Source organism: Bacillus coahuilensis m4-4 (genome assembly GCF_000171615.1).
GTDB classification, from domain to species: domain Bacteria; phylum Bacillota; class Bacilli; order Bacillales; family Bacillaceae_K; genus Bacillus_T; species Bacillus_T coahuilensis.
Genome location: NZ_ABFU01000060.3, coordinates 104,917 through 128,743, shown reverse-complemented (window position 1 = coordinate 128,743; position 23,827 = coordinate 104,917). Strand labels below are relative to the sequence as shown.

Sequence of the window (23,827 nt, the reverse complement as noted above, 5' to 3'; positions counted from 1 at the left end):
TTAATTTGTTAGAGAGTGTAGACCTATTTCAGCAAAATGGCTTCAATTCTCCCAGGATACTGCTTAAGCCTCTTGGCAATTAAAATAAAACCGCGACCAGCCATTCTCTACGAAAAGTTACTGGTCGCGGTTTTTCCCACTTAGTCCATATTCCGAATCGTGTCTTCTAACAGCTGTTCATTTACAGGGCCAATAACTTTGCCCTCTATTTCACCTTTCGTATTGATAAAATAGCTAGTTGGAATGGTGAAGGCTTGATACGTTTTTCCTACTTCTCCCGATTCATCTAAAAGGATGGGGAACGTTAGGTCGTAAACTTTCAGAAATTCCGCCAATGCTTCTGGACCATGGTCTTGGCTCGTTAAGTTCACTGCTATAATTTCTACATTTAGTTCTTCTGCCTGTTTCTCATAAAATTTCTGCATTACTGGCATTTCTGCTTTGCATGGTGGGCACCAAGTTGCCCAGAAATTGAGCATAACCTTTTTTCCTTTTAACTCTGATAAACGAATCGATTCTCCATCATGAGTGTTTAATAGAAAATCTGGAGGGACCGCTCCTTTAGATAAAGTGGGATCACCTTCCTCACTCCATACACTCACAATCTCTCCATCATAGGATGAGAGTTGATCTTCATTTAGTTGATTCCAAAGTACATAGCCCACAACGGCCACTAGTAGTAGTAGAATGATTTTATTTCTCATACACTTGACGCCTCCCATTAACCAATAAAAACAGTACACTTATGATCAGATAGATCAGCTCTCCTAGTAGTATATCCCTTTGCATGACAGAAAACAAAAGCGCTATCCCGTAAAAGGTAGTAACGACTAAAAATTTGTTGCTTTCCACTAGGAACCAATAAAGAAACAATAACAATATGAGCACTTCGGATAATGTATAGTCATCAAAGAATAGAAGACTGCTTTTATACGAAAATAAGAGAAGAAATAACGGCATGAGCCATACCTTTTGAGGCCAAGGCTTACTCTTTACAAATAGTATGGTAAACGCAACGAGGAACGCTACCGTTACTCCTTTTACGTCTCCAAAATAATATAAAAGAGTAAAGGGGTGAGCCAAACTCGTTTGGAAATCAAAAAGCAGGGGACTTAACTTCCAGATGAGGAAAAACCAGAAAAGACTATCACTAAATAAGGGCCATTGTTCCTTTTGTTTGAACCAAACCCAACTACACGCAATAAGGACAGCGAATAATCCCGCTGCCCACGTTGCTGGAAATGTAAATGCTCCAATTGAATACCATATCATCGCTACCACTCATTTCTCTCGCAATATACCTATATAGGTATTTTACCCCTTCGGATAACATTCGTCAAAAGATGGATAGGAATTCATCGTATCCGCGCTCTTCTAACTCGTCCTTCGGAATAAACTCCATGGCAGCAGAGTTCATGCAATACCTGAGACCAGTTGGCTCAGGCCCATCTTCAAACACATGACCCAAATGAGAATCTGCATGTTTGCTTCTTACTTCTGTTCGAACCATAAAGAAGCTTTTGTCCTCTTTCAGCACAATATTCTCCTCTACTAACGGCTTTGTAAAACTGGGCCATCCCGTACCGCTATCATACTTATCCATTGAACTAAAGAGAGGTTCGCCTGATACAATATCCACATATATACCTTCTTCTTCTGTATCCCAGTATTCGTTATCAAACGCAGGCTCCGTATCGTCTTCTCGCGTGACAGAGTATTGTATAGGAGTTAGCTTCTCTCTTAATTCGTCATCTGTGTAAGTTGGGTACTTAGAAGAAGTTTCGGTTGTATCGTTCACTCTATACTCTAATTCTTCACCCCAGGCATTTTCAATAAATTCATCTCGTCCTGAACGACTACGGTAAAACTTATAGCTGACACTCTCTTTCTCATAGTAATCTTGATGATATTCTTCTGCTTCGTAAAAGGTTTCGGCAGGAAGAATAGGCGTGACAATCGGCTCAGCAAAACGCCCTGATTCTTCTATCTCTCTTTTGGAGGCTTCCGCTAACTCTTTTTGCTCCTCATCATGATAAAAGATGGCTGTAGAATACTGCTCTCCGCGATCAACAAACTGACCATCTGCATCGGTGGGATCAATTTGCCTCCAAAAAATTTGTAAAAGATCTTCATAAGCAATTTTGCTAGGGTCGTATTGTACTATGACCGCTTCTATGTGCCCCGTTCCTCCACTCGATACCTCATTATAGCTCGGATTTTCCGTGTCTCCTCCCGTATAACCAGAAATCACTTCATACACTCCGTCATGCTTTTCAAAAGGCGGCTCCATACACCAGAAGCATCCACCTGCAAACGTAGCAATAGCCAAATCTTCTCCTTGTTCGATAGCAACTTCTTCACTTCCAATACTCTTCTCCGTTACGCTCTTATATAATTTTGGAACAAAAAAATGCAGCTGCTACAACAATGATAACAGCCCCTATTAGTAGACTAAATCGTTTCATTCTATTTCCTCCTATTCTTTCGGAATGGTAAACCAGAATTCGCTCCCCCAACCCTTAACGCTTTTCACGCCAATCTCTCCGCCGTGTAACGTAACAAATTCCTTACATATAGCGAGACCAAGTCCCGATCCCCCGTACGCTTGGTTCCGAGATTTTTCCACACGATAAAACCGGTCAAATATATTCTTTTGTTCTTCAAAGGGAATTCCTTCTCCTTCGTCTGTTACCCTAAATATGGTCGCTCGCCCCGAATCTTCCACTATGATCGTAATGGTTCTTCCATTGTTCGAATATCGAATGGCATTTTCAATAAGATTGGATAACACACGATGGATTTGCTGTGGAACAATCAGAATGCTATCCTCCCTCTCATCGATTTGCACGACGAACTCTATTCCCTTTTTCTCCGCCATTCGTTCAAAGGAAGATAGCACCGAAACTAAAAGCTCATCCACCTTTGTTCTTTCAGGATGAAAAGGAACGGACCCTCTTTCAAGCTGAGACAACTGCAACACTTCTTCTAATAACTCGCTCAGTTTGACCGATTCTTGTTTAATGGTGGATAAGTACTGCTCTCTCGTTTTTTCATCTGTTAGGATCTGATCGATAAGAGCTTCCACATGAGAGCGAATGGATGCCACCGGGGTTCTTAAATCATGGGATACATTCGCAATAAGCTCCGTTTTCAATCGTTCAGACTCTTTCACATCATCAATCATTTCTTTCACTCTAGAGGACATCGTATTAAAGTTTTTTGCCAACTCTTGAATTTCTTTTGGACCCGTCTCTCTAACCTCTACATCAAACTCACCTTCTGCTATTCGTTTTGCTTCGCTTGATACCCCTTTTACAGCTTTTAAAAGTGGGTTGATCAGTAGTAAATGTGTTACAAATGAAATCGCTCCAGCTAAAAGTGTGATAAAGGTTAATAACACTAAAACTTCACTAGATAGGAACATTCTAATATAACTGATAAATAGAAAGATAAAGAACAACAGAATGGATAATGCGTTGGTTACGAGTAATGTTGTTTTAAGATTCATCTCGTTCTCCTTCAAAGCGGTAACCAATCCCCCACACTGTGTGAATAAACTGTGGATTCGATGGATCCATCTCTATTTTCTCTCTTAACCTTCTAATATGCACATTTACGGTATTTGCATCCCCATCATACTCATATCCCCACACCTTCTCAATGAGCTGCGATTTAGAAAAAACTTGCTTTGGATGACGGGAAAGAAGAACGAGTAGATCGTATTCTTTTACCGTTAGCTCAATTTCCTTCCTATTCCGTTCCACAAGACGTCGATCTGTATCGATCTTTAGCTCTCCAAAGCGTATCAAGGATGGTTGTTCTTCTTTTACTCCCCCTGTCCTATATACTCTCCGTAAAATATTATTGACTCGAAGTACTAGCTCTTTTGGGCTAAAGGGTTTGACCAAATAATCGTCTGCCCCTATAGAAAGGCCATATATACGGTCACGTTCTTGTCCGAGTGCTGTTAGCATAATGATCGGTGTATCCCGAGACACTCGTACCTGCTCGGCCACGTGCCACCCGTCTTGAATCGGCATCATAATGTCTAACACGATAAGGTGTGGAGAATATTCGTTTACAAGTTTAAGAGCGTCTTGACCATCGGTTGCCGTGATCACCCTATAGCCTTCTAGCTCCAAATATCGTCTACACACATCTAAGATAGACTCTTCATCATCTGCTAACAGTATCGTATACATCGCTACTCTCCTTTAATCAACTGTGCATAACCGAAATCGACATCAAATTGTTTGCACCAAATAACCAACTGATCTCCCTCTTCGATCTCAAGGTTTTGTGGTAGGTCATAGTTTTGGTTACCAATGTTCCCTTTTAATTTTCCTAGTGAAACACCTTCACTCGTTTTTTGCCCTTCTTTTACTACATACACATATAAATCTGGTCCGTTTGTTGCTTCAAATTCTTCAAATCGAATATATGGATTGTCTCCGTCTACTTGAGCTAGGACGTTACCAGTCGCATCGTGATTTGCATCTGCCCCCTTAAAGGTTCCTGTCATAAGAGTTGGCGTAATAGGGCTTTCTTCTTCGCTAACTGTGGATTCTTCTTTCTCAGACTCTTCCATTTGCATGATTTCTTCTGACTCCATCGGTTCTTCTGTTTGGCTAGGGGATGTTTGCTCTGGTGGAGCTTCATCCACAACCTTGTCTATAAATAATGGTGATACCAGATACCATGCAATGAATATAGCTACTAGACTACCTCCAATAAGTAACGCTTTTTTCATTCGAATCCCCCCAATTACAAATAGTGTACATGAAAAGCATACGGAACAAAACTTAGAAGAGGTTAACGGAAACCTTAAGGAATTCTTAAATTTATCAATAAAAGCACAATATCTTCTCTACAAGATTAAAAATTTTTCTAAACAATAAAAAAACAACTAAGCTAATAAAAGCCTAGTTGTTTCAGAAAATTATAGTTTAGAAGCTAATGTAATTACGCGGATTCACAGCATTCGAGTGTGATGGCGTCCATCCACCTATATATAGTTCAAAATGTAAATGCTGTCCGTAAGATGCACCTGTGTTCCCCATGTATCCAATAACTTGTCCTTTAGAAACAGTTTGGAAGTTGGAAACTTGGTAAGAAGACATATGAGCATATACGGTTGTGTATTCCGTGCCGTTAATGTAGTGAGAAATGAATATTGTATTTCCATAAGAGTTAGAGTAATACGCTTTTGATACCACTCCGTCCGCTGCTGCTACGATTGGAACAGATCCGCTCTTAGCAATATCAATACCATCGTGGAAATCTGCTCTTCCGTTAAGAGTACGTGCACCATATTCACTTGATACATAACCAGCTGCAGGTCTTGTCCAATTTCCAGATGATACAGAAGGGGTTGAAACCGTTCCGCCTCCACCAGAGCTAGAGCCTGACCCTGAACCTTGCGATGCTGCTGCTTTCTTTGCAGCCTCTGCTTCTCGCGCTTTTTTCTCTGCCGCTTCTTTTGCTAATTTTGCTGCTTTTTCTTCAGCTGCTTGAATTTGAGAGGCTATTTCTGCACTCATTTCATGTAAATCATGGGCATGTTGCTCTAGTTCTGATTTTTCTACTTCAAGCTCAGCTTCCTGTGCACGAAGCTCCGTAATTAATGCATCTTTTTCCTTTTTCTTACCATCAAGCTCGGCCTTTAATGCTTCTAAGTTAGCTTTTGCTTCCTCTAATTGCTTTAGCTTTGCTTCTACTTCTTTTTGCTTTTCTTCAAGAGATTCTTTATCACGTTGTTGATCCTCTAATATCTGTTTATCAGCATTTACTAAAGTATTAACCGCTGTGACACGAGTAATGAAATCACTAAAGCTTTTTGAGCCTAGAAGAACGTCAATATAACTTGCTGATCCCCCGTTTTGCTGTACAGAACGAGCACGCTCTTTTAGTAAGGCATCACGCTCGGCGATTTTCACTTTAAGTACTTCAATTTCAGCTTTTAGCTTTTCAATTTCTTTATTAGTTTCTTCTATTTCAGCATTCTTTTCTTCAATTTTTGTGTTGGTATCTGTGATTTGTTTATCAAGACTATTAATCTGTGCCACTAAATCTTCTTGCTTTGATTGGTTCTCTGAAATTTTATTTTCTTTTTCAGAAATTTGACTTTCTACTTCTTTCTTTTCCTCTTCAACTTGCTTCTTCTCATCTTTCAAATCTGAAATAGATCCTTCAGCATATTTAGTAGGGACCATTGATAGAGAACCAACAGCTAATACAAAAGCAAGCAGTAAGCTTTTAAATGAATTGACTTTCATTTGGCAATACCCCTCTTTCACTAGATCTCTCTATATTTTTAAGAATTTACGAACAGACATCATACTTCCCCAGACACCTATTAAACTACCAAGTAATAAAATAATAAAGTTTACTTGGTAAATAAAAGGAGTAACATCTAAGATGGAGAAGAAGTAGTTTTCTAGTTTTGGTTGAATCAGATCATATCCGTATATATAGCCCGTTGTAATTAGTGAAATTGGAATAACAGAACCAAGCATCCCTAACCACAAACCTTCTAAAATAAACGGCCAACGGACAAACCAGTTGGTAGCACCAACAAGTTTCATAATTTCTATTTCTTTTCTTCTAGCCACAATTGTAATTTTAATCGTATTGGAAATTAAGAACATGGCAGTGAATAGAAGACCAACAATTAAGACTAGTCCAACATTTCGTGCTACTTCAAAGAAAGAGAATAATTGTTCCACTCGTTCTTCTCCGTACTCTACGCTATTAACAAAATCATAGGTAGAAGCTTGATCTGCCACGAAATCCGTGCGGCGTGGATCTACCGCTTTCACTGTATACGTATTATAAAGAGGATTATCCTGCTCGAATAAGGAAAAATCTTCCCCTAAATCTTCAATTAAGTTTTGGAGTTCTTGTTCTTTTGATGAATATTCAACATTAGCAACTCCCGCTATACTTTCAAGATTTTTTCCTAACTCCTGTATAGCTGCTTCGTCGGCTTCCAAGTCAATGAATACCTTTACTTCAACATCTTCTTCGATGTCGGTTGCAATCTTATTCATGTTTAACATTAAAACAACAAAAACACCAACTAATAATAGGGTTACAGTAACCGCACTCACTGATGCAAACGTCATCCAACTGTTCCGAATAATATTTCGAAAGCTCTCACGTATGTGTCGAAAAAATGTACTAATTTTCATAGCCGTAATCTCCTCGTTGCTCATCTCGAACCACTTGACCGTTTTCAATCGCAACAACTCGGTGTCTTATGGTATTGACAATCTCACGGTTATGGGTTGCCATGATAATGGTTGTCCCTCTCAAGTTGATTTCTTCAAATATCTTCATAATCTCCCAAGATGTTTCTGGATCAAGATTTCCTGTTGGTTCATCGGCAATCACAAGCTTAGGTGTATTTACAATAGATCTTGCAATGGATACACGCTGCTGCTCTCCACCAGATAACTCATCTGGAAACATTCTAGCTTTATGCTTTAACCCTACCAAACTTAATGTTTCCATAACCTTCTTCTTAATGCTATTAGGAGTTTCTTCAATTACTTCTAATGCAAACGCAATATTTTCAAATACCGTAAGATTAGGTAGTAATTTAAAATCTTGAAAGACTACTCCCATATTTCTTCGTAAGTATGGTACACGTGAATTTTTGATTTTTGAGATATCGATTCCATTTATCATAACGTTACCAGAGGTAGGTTTTTCTTCACGGTACATCATTTTGATAAAAGTAGATTTACCTGCTCCACTAGGTCCTACGACATAGATGAACTCGCCTTGTTGAATATTGATATTAAACCCATTTGCAGCAATTACACCGTTTGAATACTTCTTGTAAACGTCAATCATTTCAATCATTCTAGTTATCACCTTATTAAAAGTATTTTCAAATGTACAGTTTCGAGTTGATTATTTGTCTAATGGGGTCGAACTTTGGACTACTAAAATATTATACCATTTGCTTTTATGAAGTTCATTGGCATTTATATTACATTTTCATTTCAAATACTGTCATAAAATCCTTATTTTTTTTATTAAAGTTCTTCTCCATTCGATTTTTATACCTTTTATAGGGTAGTACATTTTTCCGTAAGTTTCTATGGTAATACCTTCCTACTTTACATTATCACATAAAAAAGAACCTTGGAAATTCCAAGGTTCTACTGTTTAGCTACTATTATTCTTTAATTAATTCATCGCTTATCACGGCTGTACCACCAAGGATCGTTACGTGAGTAGCAGATAACTCTACTAAAGCTTCAAAAGTTGCTGTTGGGAACTCTTCCTTCTCTGTTAAAAGAATCACAGCATTCTCTTTGGCTGCTAAAACAGATCCAGTTAACGCATCTGCAAACCCATTTCCATTTGCAAGCATTACTTTGTAAGAAGGGTGTAGTTCAGTGGCAACTACCGCTGCTGTTTCATAACGATTATCTCCTGCATAACGAGTAGCAGAAGGTAATTTTTTCATTACAACTTTACTTACTACTTTCTCTCCACCAACTACAATCGTCTCATCTATGTCACTAAGTGCTAGTTTAGTAGAATCTGGAAGCATTTGATCATCTGTTAATAAAATTGGATACCCCATGTTAGCAGCGTAAGAAGCAATCGATAGAGCATCAGGGAAGTTCTCACCACTTACAACTATAGCCTTTTCTGGGTTACCGCCTAATTTTGCTGCAATATTTGCTGCTGTTTCATAACGGTCTGCACCTTGCACTCGAGCTACATCTACACCAAGCCCGCCAAGCTGATATTCTACATATTTAGATACAGCACTTGTTCCGCCAAGGATCATGACTTTCTTCGCACCTAAGCGCTCAATCTCTTTTTTTGTCGCAGATGATAGCTTGTTTGAATCTGTTAAAAGAATGGGAGCATTATATTTTTTAGCTAACGGAGCTCCTGCTAATGCATCTGCAAAAGAATCCCCTCTTGCAATTATAACTGTATCTGCTGATTCCCAACCTTGTTTAGATACTTCTACTGCTGTTTCGTACCGATCTTCACCAGCTAGACGCTTTAAGTCACTCTCGACAATACGAGCTTCTACTTTAGAAGTCACAGGACCCATTTCTTGTAGGTATTCGTTAAATACTTCATAGTCAACGAAGAATAATTCGTTCATACGGCCCTCTTCTTTAGCCTTTGCGAACGTTTCATAACCATCCCCGCCACCAGCGATATAGGCATTGGTTGCTACAGTATACATTTCATCTAGTTCGATTGGTTCAAAGCCATTTTCAGTTTGGACACGTACATCAAGTACTCTTTCTCCAACTGGGTTAGACATTTCATAAGAGAATTTCATTCCTGCTACTTGAGGATAACGACCCGCTACTTGTTCAATTTGGCTAACACCGTTTTCTAAGGCTACAATTACTTCTTCACCTGTTAATTCTAGAGTAACTAGTGTGTTTGCAAAAGGTAATACTGTTAATACTTCATCAAGAGTAATATCTCCAGCATCAATACTCGCACGGATTCCGCCAGCATTTTGAATTGCTAAGTCTGCGCCACCAGCTTTTTTTTGCTTTATAAAGCATCGCGTCTGCAACAAGGTTCCCTAAGTTGGTTTCCTTTGCACGAACATCATTACGCTCTCCGTTTAATACAACCTTTGAAGAACCAACTACTGTTGTTTTATAGGTTTCTAACTCCGCAGAATAAGGAGCAAGCTTTGCTGCTGCTGCTGGATCTTCTGCAATGACATAATTCCCATCTGAATCTTTTTCATTTACGTTGACAAGCATTTCATCCCACGCTGTTAATACTCCATTTTCATCGAACGTTACATCTAAATCTCCGATATATTCACCGTATTCTTTCGCTTGAACGATAATGGTTGGTTCAACATCTTCATTTACTACTTGTGGGTCATCCAGCTGAGTATGACTATGACCACCTACAATGACATCAATGCCATCTACCTCTTCAGCTAAAAGTAGGTCATAATAATTTCCAAGATGAGTTAACGCAATGATTTTATTAACTCCTTGACCTTTAAGTGTAGAAACTGCTTCTTTTGCTTTTTCTACTGAGTCTTCAAATACGACTGTCTCTCCAGGGCTAGATAGGATAGCTGTTTCTTCTGTTGTTAAACCAAATACTCCTACTTTTCACCGTTTACGTTAATGACTTGAGTTGGGTAGATGCTACCCCCGTCTCCAGGCATCGCCGTTTCATTTTTATATAACGGACTTAAATCACTGTCTTTAGAATAATCAATATTTGAACTAACGATTGGAAACTGAGCTGCTTTTACAAAATTAGCAAATGTAGTTGGACCCTTATCGAATTCATGATTTCCAGGAACCATCGCATCATATCCTAGCATGTTCATAAACTCAACATCTGCTAAACCTTCAAATAAATTAAAATAAAGAGTTCCAGCAAACACATCCCCAGCATCTAATAAAATTGAATTTTCAGCTGAAGCTTGAATATCTTGAATAGCCGTTACTCGTCGAGCTACATTTTCTAAATGCGCATGTGTGTCATTCGTATGTATCACAGTTAGGTTAAAATCTCCTGTTGCAGGTGCTGGATTTGATTCGCCATGAACAATTCCAGTAAAGGACATCGATGTTGCAAGTAAGGCACTAAATAACGCGGCACTTTTTTTCATATCATCTTCTACTCCTTTTATACTAGATTAATACAACCATCTCCTAGTATAACTGCTAAGTTTAGGGAATAGTGAAATTATTTGTAATTATTTGTATAGTTTTTGTAAATGAAATAAAAGACGCAATCCTGGAAGAATGCGTCTTTTCCTTTTATCCTATTACTTCATGCTGGCAAGCCATTCGGAAACAGCAGCAGACTCGTCACCGCTAATAATTCCCTTCGGCATTTGCCCTTGTCCATTTTCAATGACACTCATGATGTCTTCTTTAGAAAGAGAAGCACCTATCGTGCTAAGCTGCGGTCCAAACCCGCCTTCTAAATTTCCACCATGGCAAGATGAACACTTTTGATTGTAAATCTGCTTTACATTGACACCGTTGATTACAACTTCTTCTGTTGACGCTTCATTTAAATCACTAGACGTTTCTGATCCATCGTCCCCACCGCATGCTGCAAGAGCTAATGAAGTACCGAGTAAAAGTGCCATAAACTTTTTCTTCATCGCCTATTCCCCCTCTTAACTGGATAAAATTACCCTTCCATTATACCAATTCTATTCTCGCTTGAAACCTTCTCCATGTACCTCAGAAGAATCTGTCACAACAATAAATGCTTTCGGATCAATGGATTTGACCAATTGTTTCAATTTCGTGAACTCCGTTTGATCCACTACACACATTAAGATTGGGCGCTCATCATCTGTATATCCACCATATGCTGATAGCTTTGTCACACCACGGTCAATTTTATGAATGATTCCGTCTCGCACCTCTTCTTGTCGATTGGTAATAATTAATGTCATCTTTGAACGACTGAATCCTACTTGAACGAGATCAATTGTTTTTGATGTAACATATAATCCAATAAGTGCATATAATCCTTTTTCTATATCAAAAACAATGGCCGCAGACAGCACAATTAAACCATCGATAATGGCTACACATGTACCAAGAGATAATCCCGTAAATTTATTAATAATTTGCGCCGCTAAATCTGTGCCTCCTGTTGAAGCTTTCCCTCTAAACACGATCCCCAATCCAAGTCCTACACCAATCCCACCAAACAGCGCTCCTAATAGAGGATCTTCTGTCCAAGGAGACCAGTCTTTCGTTAGGAATACAACAAACGGTAGAAATACTGTTCCAATTGCTGTTTTAAATCCAAACTGAAAGCCCAAAAAAATTAGCCCTGCTATAAAAAGAGGAATGTTAAATGCCCACTGAACATAAGCCGGCTCCCATCCTAAAACACTATTCAAAATAGTAGAGATTCCACTTACCCCACCAGAAGCCACTTCATTAGGTAAAAGAAATACGTTAAATGCAATGGCTACAAAACTAGAACCTAGAAATATGTAAAGGTATTCTACTAATTTTTTTAATAAAGGATGACGTTCATGATTTCGCTTTGTTTGTTTCCCTATTTCTGCCATAACTCTCTCCTTTTCCACCTTATTTGATAGCTTTCCCCATTCTTCACCGTTTAGGAGTATAGCATTAGTAAAAAAAAGTAGTAAATAACACCACAATAACGTGGTAAAGCAATAGAAAGGGATGAATGGAAAGATTATTTCAAAGACTACTACAGAAAGTGAAGGTGTTCTAAGGTGAAGAGAAAGTTGTTGCAAATCGTTATGGTATGTATGGTCCATGTACTTATAGGATGTCATGGGGGAAACAGTCAGGAGGAAGCAGGACCAAGCCCTTCAAGTGAAACGGATGCTGCCCAACTAAACGGGATGAAAGAAGTTGAATTAGCTGAGAAAGAATGGATGGTAGAAGAGTGGTTTGAAGAGAGAGCAAATCCTCCTGGTTCAGAAAGCGAAGATAGACAAGATGATGAGAACGATTCTAATGAAAACGGCACAGAAGAAAATGGGGCAAATATAGAAGGTGAAGAAGAATGGAAGAAGGAAATTTTACGGTTGGTGAATACGGAACGGGAGAAAGAAAGACTCCCCAATCTATCATTAAATGAGCTCGTTTCAGAAACCGCCCAGGCTAAAGCAGTAGACCTTATGGAGAATGGATACTTTGCCCATGAATCACCTACATACGGTTCCCCTTTTTACATGCTCAGTACCTTTGGCGTATCTTATACGGCAGCTGGCGAAAATATTGCTGCAGGCCAAACTACTCCAGAACAAGTGGTCCAGGAATGGATGGAAAGCCCAGGACACCGAGCCAATATCTTGAATGCTTCATTTACTGATTTAGGGGTAGGGTATGCAGAAGGAGGCAGCTACGGGACGTATTGGGTGCAGATGTTTGTGAGGGAGTGAGGAAGCTTTTAGGTCAGCGCTCGGTCATGGGACTTTTGCGCTCGGTCTCATCGTTTTTCCGCTCGGTTACCTTAAAATATCGCTCGGTCAAAGGGTTTTTCCGCTCGGTTACCAGTTTACTCTTTTCTAAAATAAGTAGTTTTTATATTTTCTCCTACTATTTCTAGTGGTAACTGTGCTAATAATCTCTTTGCTTGATGCCTAGAGTCAAGTTGTAAAAAATGTTGACATGTTTTTGCAGTAATTCCTTCATTCATAATATAAAACCAGTCATCGACTGCCAATTTCCAACTATTTTTATCTATACTAGTACAATCTGGGCACAACCAACCGTTTCTCTTTTTCACCATTGGTCTAGATCCACAATCTTTACATATTACTCCTACATGTATATCATCGTGGGTCAGGTCATATGTCTTAAACAAGTCTAAATGTAGATCCTCATGAGAATGAAGCAACTTTTGGTTTAACTTTTTTCATCGTTTTTTTATCGAGTATAATGGGAAAGTTTCTGGCGTCTACCTTTCTAACTGTATTCGGGATATTTTCTGAGGATATAAATTTTGAAGTAATATGTGGGGCAGATCCTGTGATCTCTAATACGGACTTAGGGTTACTTCTTACAACATAATAATCAATTGGTAACTGTTCTACTCCTTTAACTTGAAGCCATCTACTAAGCAAATAGGCTTGATTATGTACTTGCTCAATCGGATTATAGGTTCCTACTTTTCGTCCATCAGTTTCTATTTTATAAAATTGTTCTGTTTTGGAATCATAATGTAGATGTCGAGTAGAATTTTTAACTTCGAAAACTAAAATAAAAGAAGGGGTAAGAACCAACACATCCATTTGAAAGTAAAGATTGTCTACATTTAATCGTAATCCATGAAAAATGAGACAAGTGTCACTTGGTAGAAGAGTAAAAAATAAGACGCTCGCTCCTCACCAAAATAACCAATCTTTCTTTTGCCTAAATCACTTACAATGGTTTCATACGAGGGGTGGGTAGGGGAGACTCTAGTAACTAGTGCTTCTAATTGTAGATTTGGATACGATTTTTTAGGGGGAATACGATCAACGGCATCACCTTCCATATTTACTTTAACAGGTAATTCGCCAATTGGTATCTTTCCCCCTTCTATTCAGTTGAAATTTTTTTAACGCCCCATACAAACACTACTCCGACTAAAATAGCGACAACGGGTACAACAATCCAGGTTCCTCCGGAAATAAGCGAGACAGTTATTCCTAAAATTCCAACGATTAGACAGATCCATCCACTAATCCATATAAATCCCAATATCAACTCCGTTACACTCGACATGATATAACCCCCATGTTTTTTCTCTAGTATAGACAGAAAAACCCTCTTCTTATCATGGAAGAGGGTCCCCATCATGTTACTGAATTCTCGAGCGTAGGTACGCATCGATAAATACATCTAGGTCTCCGTCCATGACAGAGTTTGTATTGCCGACCTCTGTATTTGTACGGTGATCTTTTACCATAGAATACGGGTGGAATACGTATGAGCGAATTTGGCTTCCCCATCCGATATCCTTTTGTTCCCCACGGATTTCAGCCAATTGTGCTTCTTGCTCTTCAATTTTCAACTGATATAATTTAGATTTTAACATCTTCATTGCCGCTTCACGGTTCTTGATTTGCGAACGCTCCGACTGACATGTGACGACTGTGTTCGTAGGAAGATGCGTAATACGTACGGCAGAATCGGTTGTATTAATATGCTGTCCACCGGCACCAGATGCACGGTACGTATCAATTTTAAGATCCTCTGTACGAATATCAATTTCAATTTCATCGTTAAACTCAGGCATCACTTCACAAGATACAAAGCTTGTGTGACGGCGACCTGATGAATCGAACGGAGAAATACGTACTAGGCGGTGTACCCCTTTTTCCGCTTTTAAATACCCATAGGCATTATGTCCTTTTATAGAAAGCGTCACCGATTTAATACCGGCTTCGTCCCCTGGTAAATAATCAAGAGTCTCTACTTTAAACCCTTTCTTCTCCGCCCAGCGTGTGTACATACGAAGAAGCATACTACCCCAGTCTTGTGATTCCGTACCACCTGCTCCTGGGTGTAATTCTAAAATAGCATTATTCTTATCATACTCTTCACTTAACAGAAGCTGTAATTCATAGTTATTCAGCTGTTTCGTTAAATCATTTAGTTCTGGCTCTAGCTCAGCTAGTAGCTCTTCATCGCCTTCTTCTTTCACAAGTTCAAAGGTAACCTCAAGGTTTTCATGAGCCTCTACCATACTATGATATTGTCCGACCATATCTTTTAGACCATTGGCTTCGTTAATAAGCCCCTGCGCCTTTTGCTGGTCGTTCCAGAAGTCTGGATCTACCATAATCTCATCTAATTCTTGAATTCGTGCCTCTTTGTTTTCTAAGTCAAAGAGACCCCCTAAAGTCCGCTAATCGCTTAGCTGTTTTTTCAAGCTCTATCTTAATTTCATGTAATTCCATGTTTTGTTCACCTCATAAAGTAAAGCGAGGCCTAGCTATGTGCTAGGCACTCACTGATTATTGTCCATGACAATTTTTATATTTTTTACCACTACCGCAAGGACATGCATCATTTCGACCAATGTTGTCTTGCTTACGAACTGGCTGCTTTTTTACTTTCGGCTTTCCGTCTTGCGGGTTCACCGCTTGACCCTTCGCCACCTCTTGACGCTCTAAATTATTTCGAATCGTTGCTTTCATACCAAGGCGAGCTGCCTCGTTTTCAATCGCTTCGACCATATCTTCAAACATCGCAAATCCTTCGTTTTGGTACTCGCGAAGAGGATCATTTTGACCATATGCACGAAGGTGAATACCTTGACGAAGGTGATCCATCGCATCAATGTGGTCAATCCATTTCGTATCCACTGCACGAAGAAGAACAACCTTTTCAAACTCACGAATTTGCTCTTCCGATAGCTGAGCTTCTTTTTCGTTGTACACGACGATACATTTTTCAAAGATAGCGTCGCTCATTTCTTCACGCGTTTTTCCTTTTAACTCATCAACAGAAATATCCTGTTCACGTAAAAGATTGGCGTGAAGGAAATTCACGAGCTCCTGTAGCTGCCATTTGTCTTCATCTTCTTCACTGGTGTGTAGAGCTACTTGACGGTCAATGACACTCTTAATCATTTGCTCTAACACATCGCGAAGATTCTCACTATCTAATACTTCAAAGCGTTGCTTGTAAATGATTTCACGCTGTTGTCGTAAAACATCGTCGTATTGTAAAAGCTGCTTACGAGAATCGAAGTTATTGCCTTCTACTCGTTTTTGCGCACTCTCAACAGCACGGCTTACCATTTTACTTTGAATAGGTTGGCTATCGTCCATACCTAGTCGTTCCATCATGCTCTTCATATTGTCAGATCCGAAGCGGCGCATTAGCTCATCTTCCATGGAAAGATAGAATTGAGTGACCCCAGGATCCCCTTGACGACCAGAACGACCACGAAGCTGATTATCAATACGTCGAGATTCATGACGCTCCGTACCAATAACGGCAAGTCCACCAAGCTCTAGTACACCTTCACCAAGCTTAATGTCTGTACCACGACCAGCCATGTTTGTCGCAATCGTTACAGCACCAGGCTGACCTGCGTCTAAAATAATTTCTGCCTCGCGACCATGGTTTTTCGCATTCAACACATTATGTTTAACGCCTTTTTTCATTAACAATTGAGAAATCAATTCCGATGTTTCGATTGCGACTGTACCAACAAGGACAGGCTGGCCTTTAGCATGACGCTCAGCAATGTCTTCAACCACCGCATTGAATTTCCCATTCATCGTTGTATAGATTAAATCAGGACGGTCATCACGCACAATTGGCTTATTCGTCGGAATTTCAATCACACTCATATTATAAATGTTACGGAATTCCTCTTCCTCTGTCTTTGCCGTACCCGTCATACCAGACAGCTTCTCATACATACGGAAGTAGTTTTGGAACGTAATAGACGCCATGGTCATACTTTCGTTTTGGATCTCTAAGCCTTCTTTTGCTTCAATCGCTTGGTGTAAACCATCACTGTAACGACGACCCTTCATCAAACGACCTGTAAATGAGTCAACAATCACAATCTCTTCATCTTGAACAACATAATCGACGTCTTTATGCATACTTTGATGAGATTTTAACCCTTGATTGATATGATGTAAAAGCTTCACTTGATTCAAATCAAATAAGTTTTCAATATTAAAGGCTTTCTCTGCTTTCGCAATTCCTTCCTCCGTTAATTGAACACCTTTTGTCTTTTCATCATACGTGAAATCTTGCTCTACTTTTAACATACGAACAAATGCATTTGCCTGCATGTAAAGCTCGGCTGATCTTGCTGCTTGTCCAGAAATAATAAGTGGTGTACGTGCTTCATCAATTAAAATGGAGTCGACCTCATCGATAATAGCAAAATGAAGAGGACGTTGAACCATACGATCTTTGTAAAGAACCATGTTGTCACGAAGATAGTCAAATCCAAACTCATTGTTGGTACCATACGTAACATCTGCAAGGTATGCATCACGCTTCTGTTCTTTTTCCAATGAATTTAAATTTAAACCAACCGTTAAGCCAAGAAATTCAAATAGCTTGCCCATCTCAGAAGCATCACGACTTGCTAGGTATTCATTGACTGTGATAACGTGTACCCCTTTACCTGTTAAAGCATTAAGATAAACTGGCATAGTTGAAGTTAATGTTTTACCTTCACCTGTCTTCATCTCTGCAATATTCCCGCCATGGAGGGCAATACCACCAAGAAGCTGAACGCGGTACGGGAACATCCCTAATACACGCTTCGCCGCTTCACGAACAACAGCAAAAGCTTCTACTAAAAGATCTTCTACCTCTTCTCCAGCATCTAGACGTGCTCTAAATTCCTCTGTCTTCGCACGAAGCTCGTCATCAGATAGCTCTTCCATCTTCCCTTTTAACGCTTCAATGTCATCCGCTAGCTTTTCTGCTTTCTTTAACTCTCGTTTGTTTGCATCAAAAACCTTATTTAAGAACCCAAGCATGTAAGACGCTCCTTTTGTATCTATAATTGAGAGACTCTACCCCTCACCCTTATATACGTGTCAATATACTCTATCAATTTTACCACTTCATGCTGGGAGTGACAACTTAGGGTTAAGTCCAAGGAGAAAGTCCTTTCATTCATTTCAAGAAAGACAGCTCAATCACTTAAATACTAAGAACCAGGTAGCTTCTTAACTACCTGGTTCCCTAATTTCCAACTATCGTTGTACAGATAGCCCTTCTTTCGATTCAAGTAAGTCTTGAACCACATCAATGATATCACGTGATTTTTTTGAAATAGACTGAGGGGAGACAGAGAAGCTTGCCGCAATTTCTTTTTGTAAAAGGTTCACATGGTTAGGAAGATAATGCTTTACACCTTCCACCGCCGCAGCAGCATACACATTAGGATTTCGCATAGATGGGGTTTCTCGCTCTAAATACGTTGACAACAGATTCTTGACAAAGGCAATATTCTCCTCAGATTCTCCGTTTCCACTTAAATAGACCTCAACAGCATCAATCGCTGAATCATAGGAAAGTTTCCCAAGCTTATCCTTCCCTTTTAACAGAGGTTTCTTATCTGTTGTCCCAGAGTTCTCATAACGGCTAAAGCTTTCATTAACAACCTTAAAGAAATCCTCTTCCACATTGAGAACGTTTTCTTTAGCAAACTCTGATAATTCTTTTCCTAGTCCAGGGAATATAAAGTAAAGACCAAATAGCATCATAGTGTGATGATAATCCAATATTATCGAAATAATGAACGTTCCTTTTTGAATGTCCTCATCCTCTTCATGCACTAGATACGTTTTTCCTGTTTTACTATCCACCACGGTAATTTCTGCTCCTGAGCGATTTGTCACTTCTCCTAATACAATGGGAGCTTGTAACCAACTCTTCAACGCATCAAGGGTTCGCTGTCGCTTAATATCGCCGGCTATTTTTTCAATAAATGTACCAACCGCTTCCCCGTTTCGGTACAAGAATAAATACCAAATCGTGAACGCCATCTCAAAAATCTCTTCATCTTTTTGTAAATTTTTCATACGTTTCCAGATGGCTTTGATAGTTTTGCATCTTTTCCTCTGAGTGGTTATATAACACACTATCCATAAGATTTATTTGAAGCTGGTTTAATTCCGTTGTCACCATCTCTTCAATAGATACGCCACCGTTTGCTCCATGACATTTTTTATTATTTTTTGCCGCTTCCGCAAGGACACGGGTCATTTCTTCCAATTACTTCTTTCATTCTATCTCATCCTTTTTTCCAAACTTTCAAGTAAGACATTAACTATACTATCATAGTATAGTTTAACGAAAAGAAAAAGGGCTCGAGCTAGATTGATGACAAATCATGATTATTGCTGCTTCATATAGTCCAATACATCTAGGTCGATCAAGCCATCCTCTTGTTCTCTCATTTCAAAATTCTCAGTATGAATATATGCTTTCAACGCTTCTTGCAAACTCAATTCATCCGTCCAATACCCTAGTCGTGTTAATAGAGCAATGAGATCATTCTCAACCTCCCCTTCAATGGCTACCACCCGTTCTTTACGGGAAGGAGCAAAATATAACTGGTGCAACTCATATATTCGAATTAACTCATCAATAGGTTTAGGATGGTCATCTACACGAAGATCTATGTATCGATCATTATATCCACCATACCCTCCTTGTTCCTTTACCACAAGAAGCGCAGCCGACTGCTGCCCACGAGAATCACCACCAGCTTCTTGACCAGCAGCAAGTGCTTGCAATAATCGGTAGCTGAGTGATCCTTCTGTATGTTGAAATGTATCCGCCATCGCTTGTACTGTTCGCTCGTCAACTAAAATATTGCCTTGTGCAGCAAAATGAGGACCTGTGACACCACCGGCCCAGCTGTAACATTCACTTCCTGTAAATGTCGCCGGATTACCATGCCTGTCTACTAATCCTACTTGGCGCAACTCACGTTTTTCGTCTTTCCCGGTGATTTCATCTAGCACATCTTCTACATTTTTCCCTTCTCCCATTAGCTTAAGAGCTTCTGGTCCATACACTGTATTAGCATACGACTGTGTGGCAACCGCACCCACATTTGCTTTTGCAAAAGGTACCACTGCCCCTACTCCAATAAATTTGCTTTGAACAGCAACGCCCCATTCCTTTTCAACTGGATCAAACCCAACAATGCTATACGTCATCTGTACCCTCTCCTTATTTCAGAATTTTCTTTTTAGTTTAACAAGAATAAAAGGCCGGTGCTAGCACCAGCCTTTTAGACGTCCTATTTTATTGGTTTGCCTCGATTAATCCATATTTACCATCACGTCGTTTGTACACAATGCTAGTAGAGTTGCTTTCTGCATCTGTATAAATAAAGAAGTTGTGACCTAGCATGTTCATCTGCAGGATCGCTTCTTCACTGTCCATCGGTTTTAAATCGAATTTCTTTGTACGTACTACTTCTAATTGGTCTTCATCTTCCTCTTCCAATACCGCTGTGGAAGTGGCACCAGGTAGGTTTGCAAAAAATTCTTTTGGATTCCCTTTTTCACGATGCTTACGATTTACTTTTTGTTTTATGCTTACGGATCTGACGCTCTAGCTTATCTAGAATTAAGTCAATCCCTGCATACATATCTTCATGTCGCTCTTCGGCACGGAGAGTTAACGAGTTCATTGGGATCGTAATTTCAATTTTAGTTGTTTTATCGTTATACACCTTTAAATTGACGTGAGTAGTGGCCTCAAGATCTTCGTTAAAGTAACGATTCAGCTTATCCACTTTCTTCTCTACGTACTCCCTAATCGCTGGAGTTACCTCAATGTTCTCGCCTCGAATGTTGTAAGTTAACATGTAAACTCCTCCTTTAAATAAAGCTTATTACTAGTATTCTATTCTTACCCATAAATATCCTTCTTAATCTTTCGAAATTATTTGACAAATTTGTGTCCAATTCTGTCGAATAGGGGATAGTCTTGGCGAATTCACTATTATACTAGGGATTTTTATGTGTGGGTGTATGCTAAATGGATGGTGAATCAACTAAAAATAAACGGTTCAACGTCAAATGTTGGGTGAAGTAATTCCTACTTCGCCCTCACCCAACATGAACTTCAACATTTATTCTAGAACCCAAAAAAACTAGCAGAAATTTTCTGCTAGTTACTGAACAAGGTATGGTTTTAACTGAAGTTCAACCTGTTGTTTCCAGGTAATGTACATAGGGGCCAATCTTGCATAGATCTCTGCTAAACGCTGTTCTTTTCCTTTTGTGTCTTCTTCAAGCTTCACTAAAAGCTCCAAAACTTCGTTAAAAGCGTAGAGTGCATTCGTCGTCTGCTCATCATCCTCTATTAGATCCACTAATTGTGGGATAGCAGTAGAAAACTGCTCAAAGGACGAGAGAATGTCAAGTAGGACGCGGTCCGTTACAGGTGTAGAGACACCTTCTTCATAAGAGTGAGCCACAAATTCGAACCCATCTTCTACGGTTACTACTAAATCATAAAATTGCTGCATAAGAGTTAATTCTGATACTGTTATTACCACATCATCACCTATTTTCGTTTATCGTAAAACATCCCATCAAACTGCATATTCTCATAGGGATTCGTATATTTTTTCGCACCTGTCTTCTTCTTCTTTAGATTGTTTCGATCACGCTGAATCTCACCCTGTAGGACCTTCAATTTTTGATCTACAAACGTATTCATGGCCACAATCTGCTTCGCCATCTCCCCTTCTTTTAGGGATGATGGCTTTTGTAGTCTAGGAAGAATCTCCTCCCGTTTTGCTAGCAATTCTGTTATTCGTTCAATCTTTTGATCACGTTCTTCTGTGGAGATGCTTATCTTTAGAAGCTCATATAGCTCCTTGGTTAGCCTAAAGCATTCCTTAATAGCAGTCATTATACTTGTCCACCTTGAACAGATCCGTGCTGTTGTTGTCGATTTAATTGAATCGCTTGCTTCCATGTGTCACGGAGCTCTACAACCATTTCTTCTACTTCTTCTAAAATCGCCTTATCACTCTTTACATTCGCTGAAATTAATTGGCGATACATATAATCATAGAGCAATTGTAGGTTCTTGCTCATGGGCACGTCCATATTTAACGTCACCATAAACTCTTGTATAATGTTTTGTGCTTTTTGAATGTTTGTTATTTTTTTCCTGTACGTTACCTTCTTCAATGGCTTTCTTTCCTAAATGAAGGAATTTCAAGCAGCCGTTATATAACATGAGTGTTAACTCACCTGGAGAAGCGGTGGTAACGGAATTAGTTTGATACGCTTGGTATGGATTTTTAATGGCCACTTAGGACACTCCTTTTGGTGAAAATTATTGATAGAATTGGGACATGATATAAGACGATTGAGAATTAGACTGCTGAATCATTTTTTCCATCGCCGTAAATTGACGCCAATAGCGATCTTCAATATCGATTAAGCGTTGCTCCCAGTTGTCTATTTGTCTATCGACGTTTTTTAAGTTTCTCCCGATAGTAAAAGAATCGTTACCGCTAGATGTCTTACCAGCTTTTTGTTCAATGGCACCCATCGTATCTTTCACTGTATCACGAAGACGACGGGCAATACCTTGTTCTGCATCAGTAACGCCATCAGCCATAAATGTTTCATAGAGTTTATTTGGATCGTCTGAAATGGCTTGTCTTAATTTATCTTCATCAATAATCAGCTTTCCTTGCTCAAGATAGTTACTGGAAGTTTTAATCCCAAACTCAGCAAGACTGGCTAATCCGCTATTTCCTTGAACGGACGAATAAATATCGACTCGCATTTTATTGAGGGCACTAGAAAGATTATTATCCCCGTAAAGTGTCCCTTTCCGTGCTTGTTCTTCCCATTTCTTAATTTCATCTTCCGATAACCCTTCACGTTCCATATCTGTTAAGGGCTTGTATTCCTTGCTGCGACGTTCCTTTACTTCGTCTCCCATTTTTTCGATGAGTTTGTTGTACTCGTCAACAAATTTTACAACCTCTTTTAAAATAGAGTCTGTATCAGTGGTCGAAGAATACGTGACCTCTGCACCACTTGTCTCTTTCTTCAACGTTAATTCAACACCATTAATCGAGACCGTATTGGAACTTCTTTCTAGCTGTAAGCCATTATACGTAAACCTTGCATTGTTTCCATCAGTGGTTTGTAAATTTGTACTTCCTGCTGTTAAGTTTAAACTAGAAAATAGGGTACCTGTGGAATCTTCAAGGGATATGTTTCCTGCACCTGTCTCGTCAGCAGACACACCAATCTTCCCAGTAGCCTGGTCGAAATACATGGAAACACCCGTTTTCGAGTTGATCTTGTTAATAACATCATTTAAGGACTCTTTCGTTGGGTCAAACGAGATCTCTACTCCTTCAGAAGCCGGCTTTCCTTGAGTTGCCACTCTAATGGTTTGAGTACCAGATAGGTTAAGAGAAGTAGCAGAATTTAATAGAGTATTCGGATCAATATCGGTTCTCCCAGAATCTCCTACGAGACGAGAGCCAGTGGCTAATTGTTCAATAGAGATAGACCCCGTAAACTCAGAAGTAGAGTTAATATTTTTCACAGAAAGAGCAGTAGAATCAGAAACATCTACGGTCTTTTTAGTAAAAGTCGATTGACGGAACACCCCATCAAAAATCGTTTGATCAAAGTTTAATAGCATCGTATTCATTTCTCGATAGTCATCACGTTGCCATTCTAAATACGTTTTATTTTGTTTTAATTTATCAACCTTCATTTGCTCGACTTCCATCAAGGACTTTACGATGGATTCCGTATCCATTCCCGATGCAAGACCACCTACACGCATGGTGCTCATGAGCCATC

At 39.4% G+C, this 23,827-nt stretch carries 24 protein-coding genes and 4 pseudogenes; 1 reads left to right on the top strand and 27 read right to left on the bottom strand.

Going from position 1 to position 23,827, the window contains the following annotated elements; all coding sequences use genetic code 11:
• Window positions 1-140 precede the first annotated feature (140 nt).
• The 14 genes from M44_RS15945 to M44_RS15885 all read right to left on the bottom strand — a co-directional run bounded on the left by M44_RS15945 (window position 141) and on the right by M44_RS15885 (window position 12,073).
• Complete coding sequence (locus M44_RS15945; protein WP_010175183.1) at window positions 141-704, bottom strand: redoxin domain-containing protein; 564 nt, start codon at window positions 702-704, stop codon at window positions 141-143.
• Window positions 694-1,272, bottom strand: a complete 579-nt coding sequence (locus tag M44_RS15940) for a hypothetical protein (protein ID WP_155814987.1) — start codon at window positions 1,270-1,272, stop codon at window positions 694-696. Before M44_RS15940 ends, M44_RS15945 begins: the two co-directional genes overlap by 11 nt.
• A 64-nt stretch (window positions 1,273-1,336) precedes the next feature.
• Window positions 1,337-2,329: a peptide-methionine (R)-S-oxide reductase MsrB gene (msrB, locus tag M44_RS15935; protein WP_237705312.1), complete on the bottom strand. Its 993-nt coding sequence runs from the start codon at window positions 2,327-2,329 to the stop codon at window positions 1,337-1,339.
• Window positions 2,330-2,476: 147 nt separating this feature from the next.
• Complete coding sequence (locus M44_RS15930; RefSeq protein WP_010175177.1) at window positions 2,477-3,508, bottom strand: sensor histidine kinase; 1,032 nt, start codon at window positions 3,506-3,508, stop codon at window positions 2,477-2,479.
• Complete coding sequence (locus M44_RS15925; RefSeq protein ID WP_010175175.1) at window positions 3,498-4,202, bottom strand: response regulator transcription factor; 705 nt, start codon at window positions 4,200-4,202, stop codon at window positions 3,498-3,500. The genes M44_RS15930 and M44_RS15925 overlap by 11 nt, the downstream gene beginning before the upstream one ends.
• Before the next feature lie 2 nt (window positions 4,203-4,204).
• Window positions 4,205-4,750: a DM13 domain-containing protein gene (locus tag M44_RS27125; protein WP_010175173.1), complete on the bottom strand. Its 546-nt coding sequence runs from the start codon at window positions 4,748-4,750 to the stop codon at window positions 4,205-4,207.
• 196 nt (window positions 4,751-4,946) lie between these two features.
• Window positions 4,947-6,275 (bottom strand): murein hydrolase activator EnvC family protein, encoded by a 1,329-nt coding sequence (locus M44_RS15915; protein ID WP_010175171.1) that lies wholly within the window; start codon window positions 6,273-6,275, stop codon window positions 4,947-4,949.
• Between the two features lie 30 nt (window positions 6,276-6,305).
• Window positions 6,306-7,190: a permease-like cell division protein FtsX gene (gene ftsX / locus M44_RS15910; RefSeq protein WP_010175170.1), complete on the bottom strand. Its 885-nt coding sequence runs from the start codon at window positions 7,188-7,190 to the stop codon at window positions 6,306-6,308.
• Window positions 7,180-7,866, bottom strand: a complete 687-nt coding sequence (gene ftsE / locus M44_RS15905) for a cell division ATP-binding protein FtsE (RefSeq protein ID WP_010175169.1) — start codon at window positions 7,864-7,866, stop codon at window positions 7,180-7,182. Before ftsE ends, ftsX begins: the two co-directional genes overlap by 11 nt.
• A 319-nt stretch (window positions 7,867-8,185) precedes the next feature.
• Entirely contained in the window at window positions 8,186-9,568 is a 1,383-nt protein-coding gene (locus tag M44_RS25605) for a cell wall-binding repeat-containing protein (protein WP_010175168.1), read from the bottom strand.
• Entirely contained in the window at window positions 9,480-9,764 is a 285-nt protein-coding gene (locus M44_RS27120) for a hypothetical protein (RefSeq protein WP_010175167.1), read from the bottom strand. Before M44_RS27120 ends, M44_RS25605 begins: the two co-directional genes overlap by 89 nt.
• A gap of 359 nt (window positions 9,765-10,123) precedes the next feature.
• Window positions 10,124-10,639 (bottom strand): metallophosphoesterase, encoded by a 516-nt coding sequence (locus M44_RS25600; RefSeq protein WP_010175166.1) that lies wholly within the window; start codon window positions 10,637-10,639, stop codon window positions 10,124-10,126.
• A 159-nt stretch (window positions 10,640-10,798) separates the two neighbouring features.
• Window positions 10,799-11,143, bottom strand: coding sequence for a cytochrome c551 (cccB, locus tag M44_RS15890; protein WP_010175165.1), 345 nt, complete (start codon window positions 11,141-11,143; stop codon window positions 10,799-10,801).
• A 51-nt stretch (window positions 11,144-11,194) separates the two neighbouring features.
• Entirely contained in the window at window positions 11,195-12,073 is an 879-nt protein-coding gene (locus M44_RS15885; RefSeq protein ID WP_010175164.1) for a YitT family protein, read from the bottom strand.
• Between the two features lie 174 nt (window positions 12,074-12,247).
• On the opposite strand from M44_RS15885, the gene M44_RS23810 reads away from it, so the two are divergent.
• Window positions 12,248-12,922 (top strand): CAP domain-containing protein, encoded by a 675-nt coding sequence (locus tag M44_RS23810; RefSeq protein WP_155814986.1) that lies wholly within the window; start codon window positions 12,248-12,250, stop codon window positions 12,920-12,922.
• 116 nt (window positions 12,923-13,038) lie between these two features.
• Here the strand turns inward: M44_RS23810 and M44_RS15875 are convergent, their stop codons facing one another.
• The 13 genes and pseudogenes from M44_RS15875 to M44_RS15810 form a co-directional block, all read right to left on the bottom strand.
• Complete coding sequence (locus tag M44_RS15875) at window positions 13,039-13,272, bottom strand: hypothetical protein (protein WP_029326930.1); 234 nt, start codon at window positions 13,270-13,272, stop codon at window positions 13,039-13,041.
• Between the two features lie 91 nt (window positions 13,273-13,363).
• Window positions 13,364-13,828 (bottom strand): annotated as a pseudogene (locus M44_RS15870) (nuclease-related domain-containing protein); the annotation flags it as partial.
• Window positions 13,829-14,063: 235 nt separating this feature from the next.
• Window positions 14,064-14,249: a hypothetical protein gene (locus M44_RS23805; protein ID WP_029326928.1), complete on the bottom strand. Its 186-nt coding sequence runs from the start codon at window positions 14,247-14,249 to the stop codon at window positions 14,064-14,066.
• A 76-nt stretch (window positions 14,250-14,325) separates the two neighbouring features.
• A protein-coding gene (prfB, locus tag M44_RS15855) for a peptide chain release factor 2 (RefSeq protein ID WP_155814985.1) occupies window positions 14,326-15,427 on the bottom strand; the annotation gives its coding sequence in 2 pieces (ribosomal slippage) (window positions 14,326-15,354 and window positions 15,356-15,427; 1,101 coding nt in all).
• 57 nt (window positions 15,428-15,484) lie between these two features.
• Window positions 15,485-17,989, bottom strand: coding sequence for a preprotein translocase subunit SecA (gene secA, locus M44_RS15850; RefSeq protein WP_010175154.1), 2,505 nt, complete (start codon window positions 17,987-17,989; stop codon window positions 15,485-15,487).
• A gap of 219 nt (window positions 17,990-18,208) precedes the next feature.
• Window positions 18,209-19,039: a hypothetical protein gene (locus M44_RS15845; protein ID WP_010175152.1), complete on the bottom strand. Its 831-nt coding sequence runs from the start codon at window positions 19,037-19,039 to the stop codon at window positions 18,209-18,211.
• A 133-nt stretch (window positions 19,040-19,172) separates the two neighbouring features.
• Window positions 19,173-19,248, bottom strand: a pseudogene (locus tag M44_RS30065) (SEC-C metal-binding domain-containing protein); the annotation flags it as partial.
• 106 nt (window positions 19,249-19,354) lie between these two features.
• A complete protein-coding gene (locus tag M44_RS15835) occupies window positions 19,355-20,185 on the bottom strand; it encodes a DUF1028 domain-containing protein (protein ID WP_010175149.1) in 831 nt (276 codons plus the stop codon).
• An 88-nt stretch (window positions 20,186-20,273) separates the two neighbouring features.
• Window positions 20,274-20,841 (bottom strand): annotated as a pseudogene (hpf, locus tag M44_RS23800) (ribosome hibernation-promoting factor, HPF/YfiA family).
• Window positions 20,842-21,150: 309 nt separating this feature from the next.
• Window positions 21,151-21,537: a DUF8042 domain-containing protein gene (locus tag M44_RS15825; RefSeq protein ID WP_010175147.1), complete on the bottom strand. Its 387-nt coding sequence runs from the start codon at window positions 21,535-21,537 to the stop codon at window positions 21,151-21,153.
• 8 nt (window positions 21,538-21,545) lie between these two features.
• Window positions 21,546-21,896, bottom strand: coding sequence for a flagellar protein FliT (fliT, locus tag M44_RS15820; RefSeq protein WP_010175145.1), 351 nt, complete (start codon window positions 21,894-21,896; stop codon window positions 21,546-21,548).
• Window positions 21,896-22,304, bottom strand: a pseudogene (fliS, locus tag M44_RS23795) (flagellar export chaperone FliS). The gene fliT and the pseudogene fliS overlap by 1 nt, the downstream one beginning before the upstream one ends.
• A gap of 24 nt (window positions 22,305-22,328) precedes the next feature.
• Window positions 22,329-23,819: a flagellar hook-associated protein 2 gene (locus M44_RS15810; protein ID WP_010175143.1), complete on the bottom strand. Its 1,491-nt coding sequence runs from the start codon at window positions 23,817-23,819 to the stop codon at window positions 22,329-22,331.
• Window positions 23,820-23,827 lie beyond the last annotated feature (8 nt).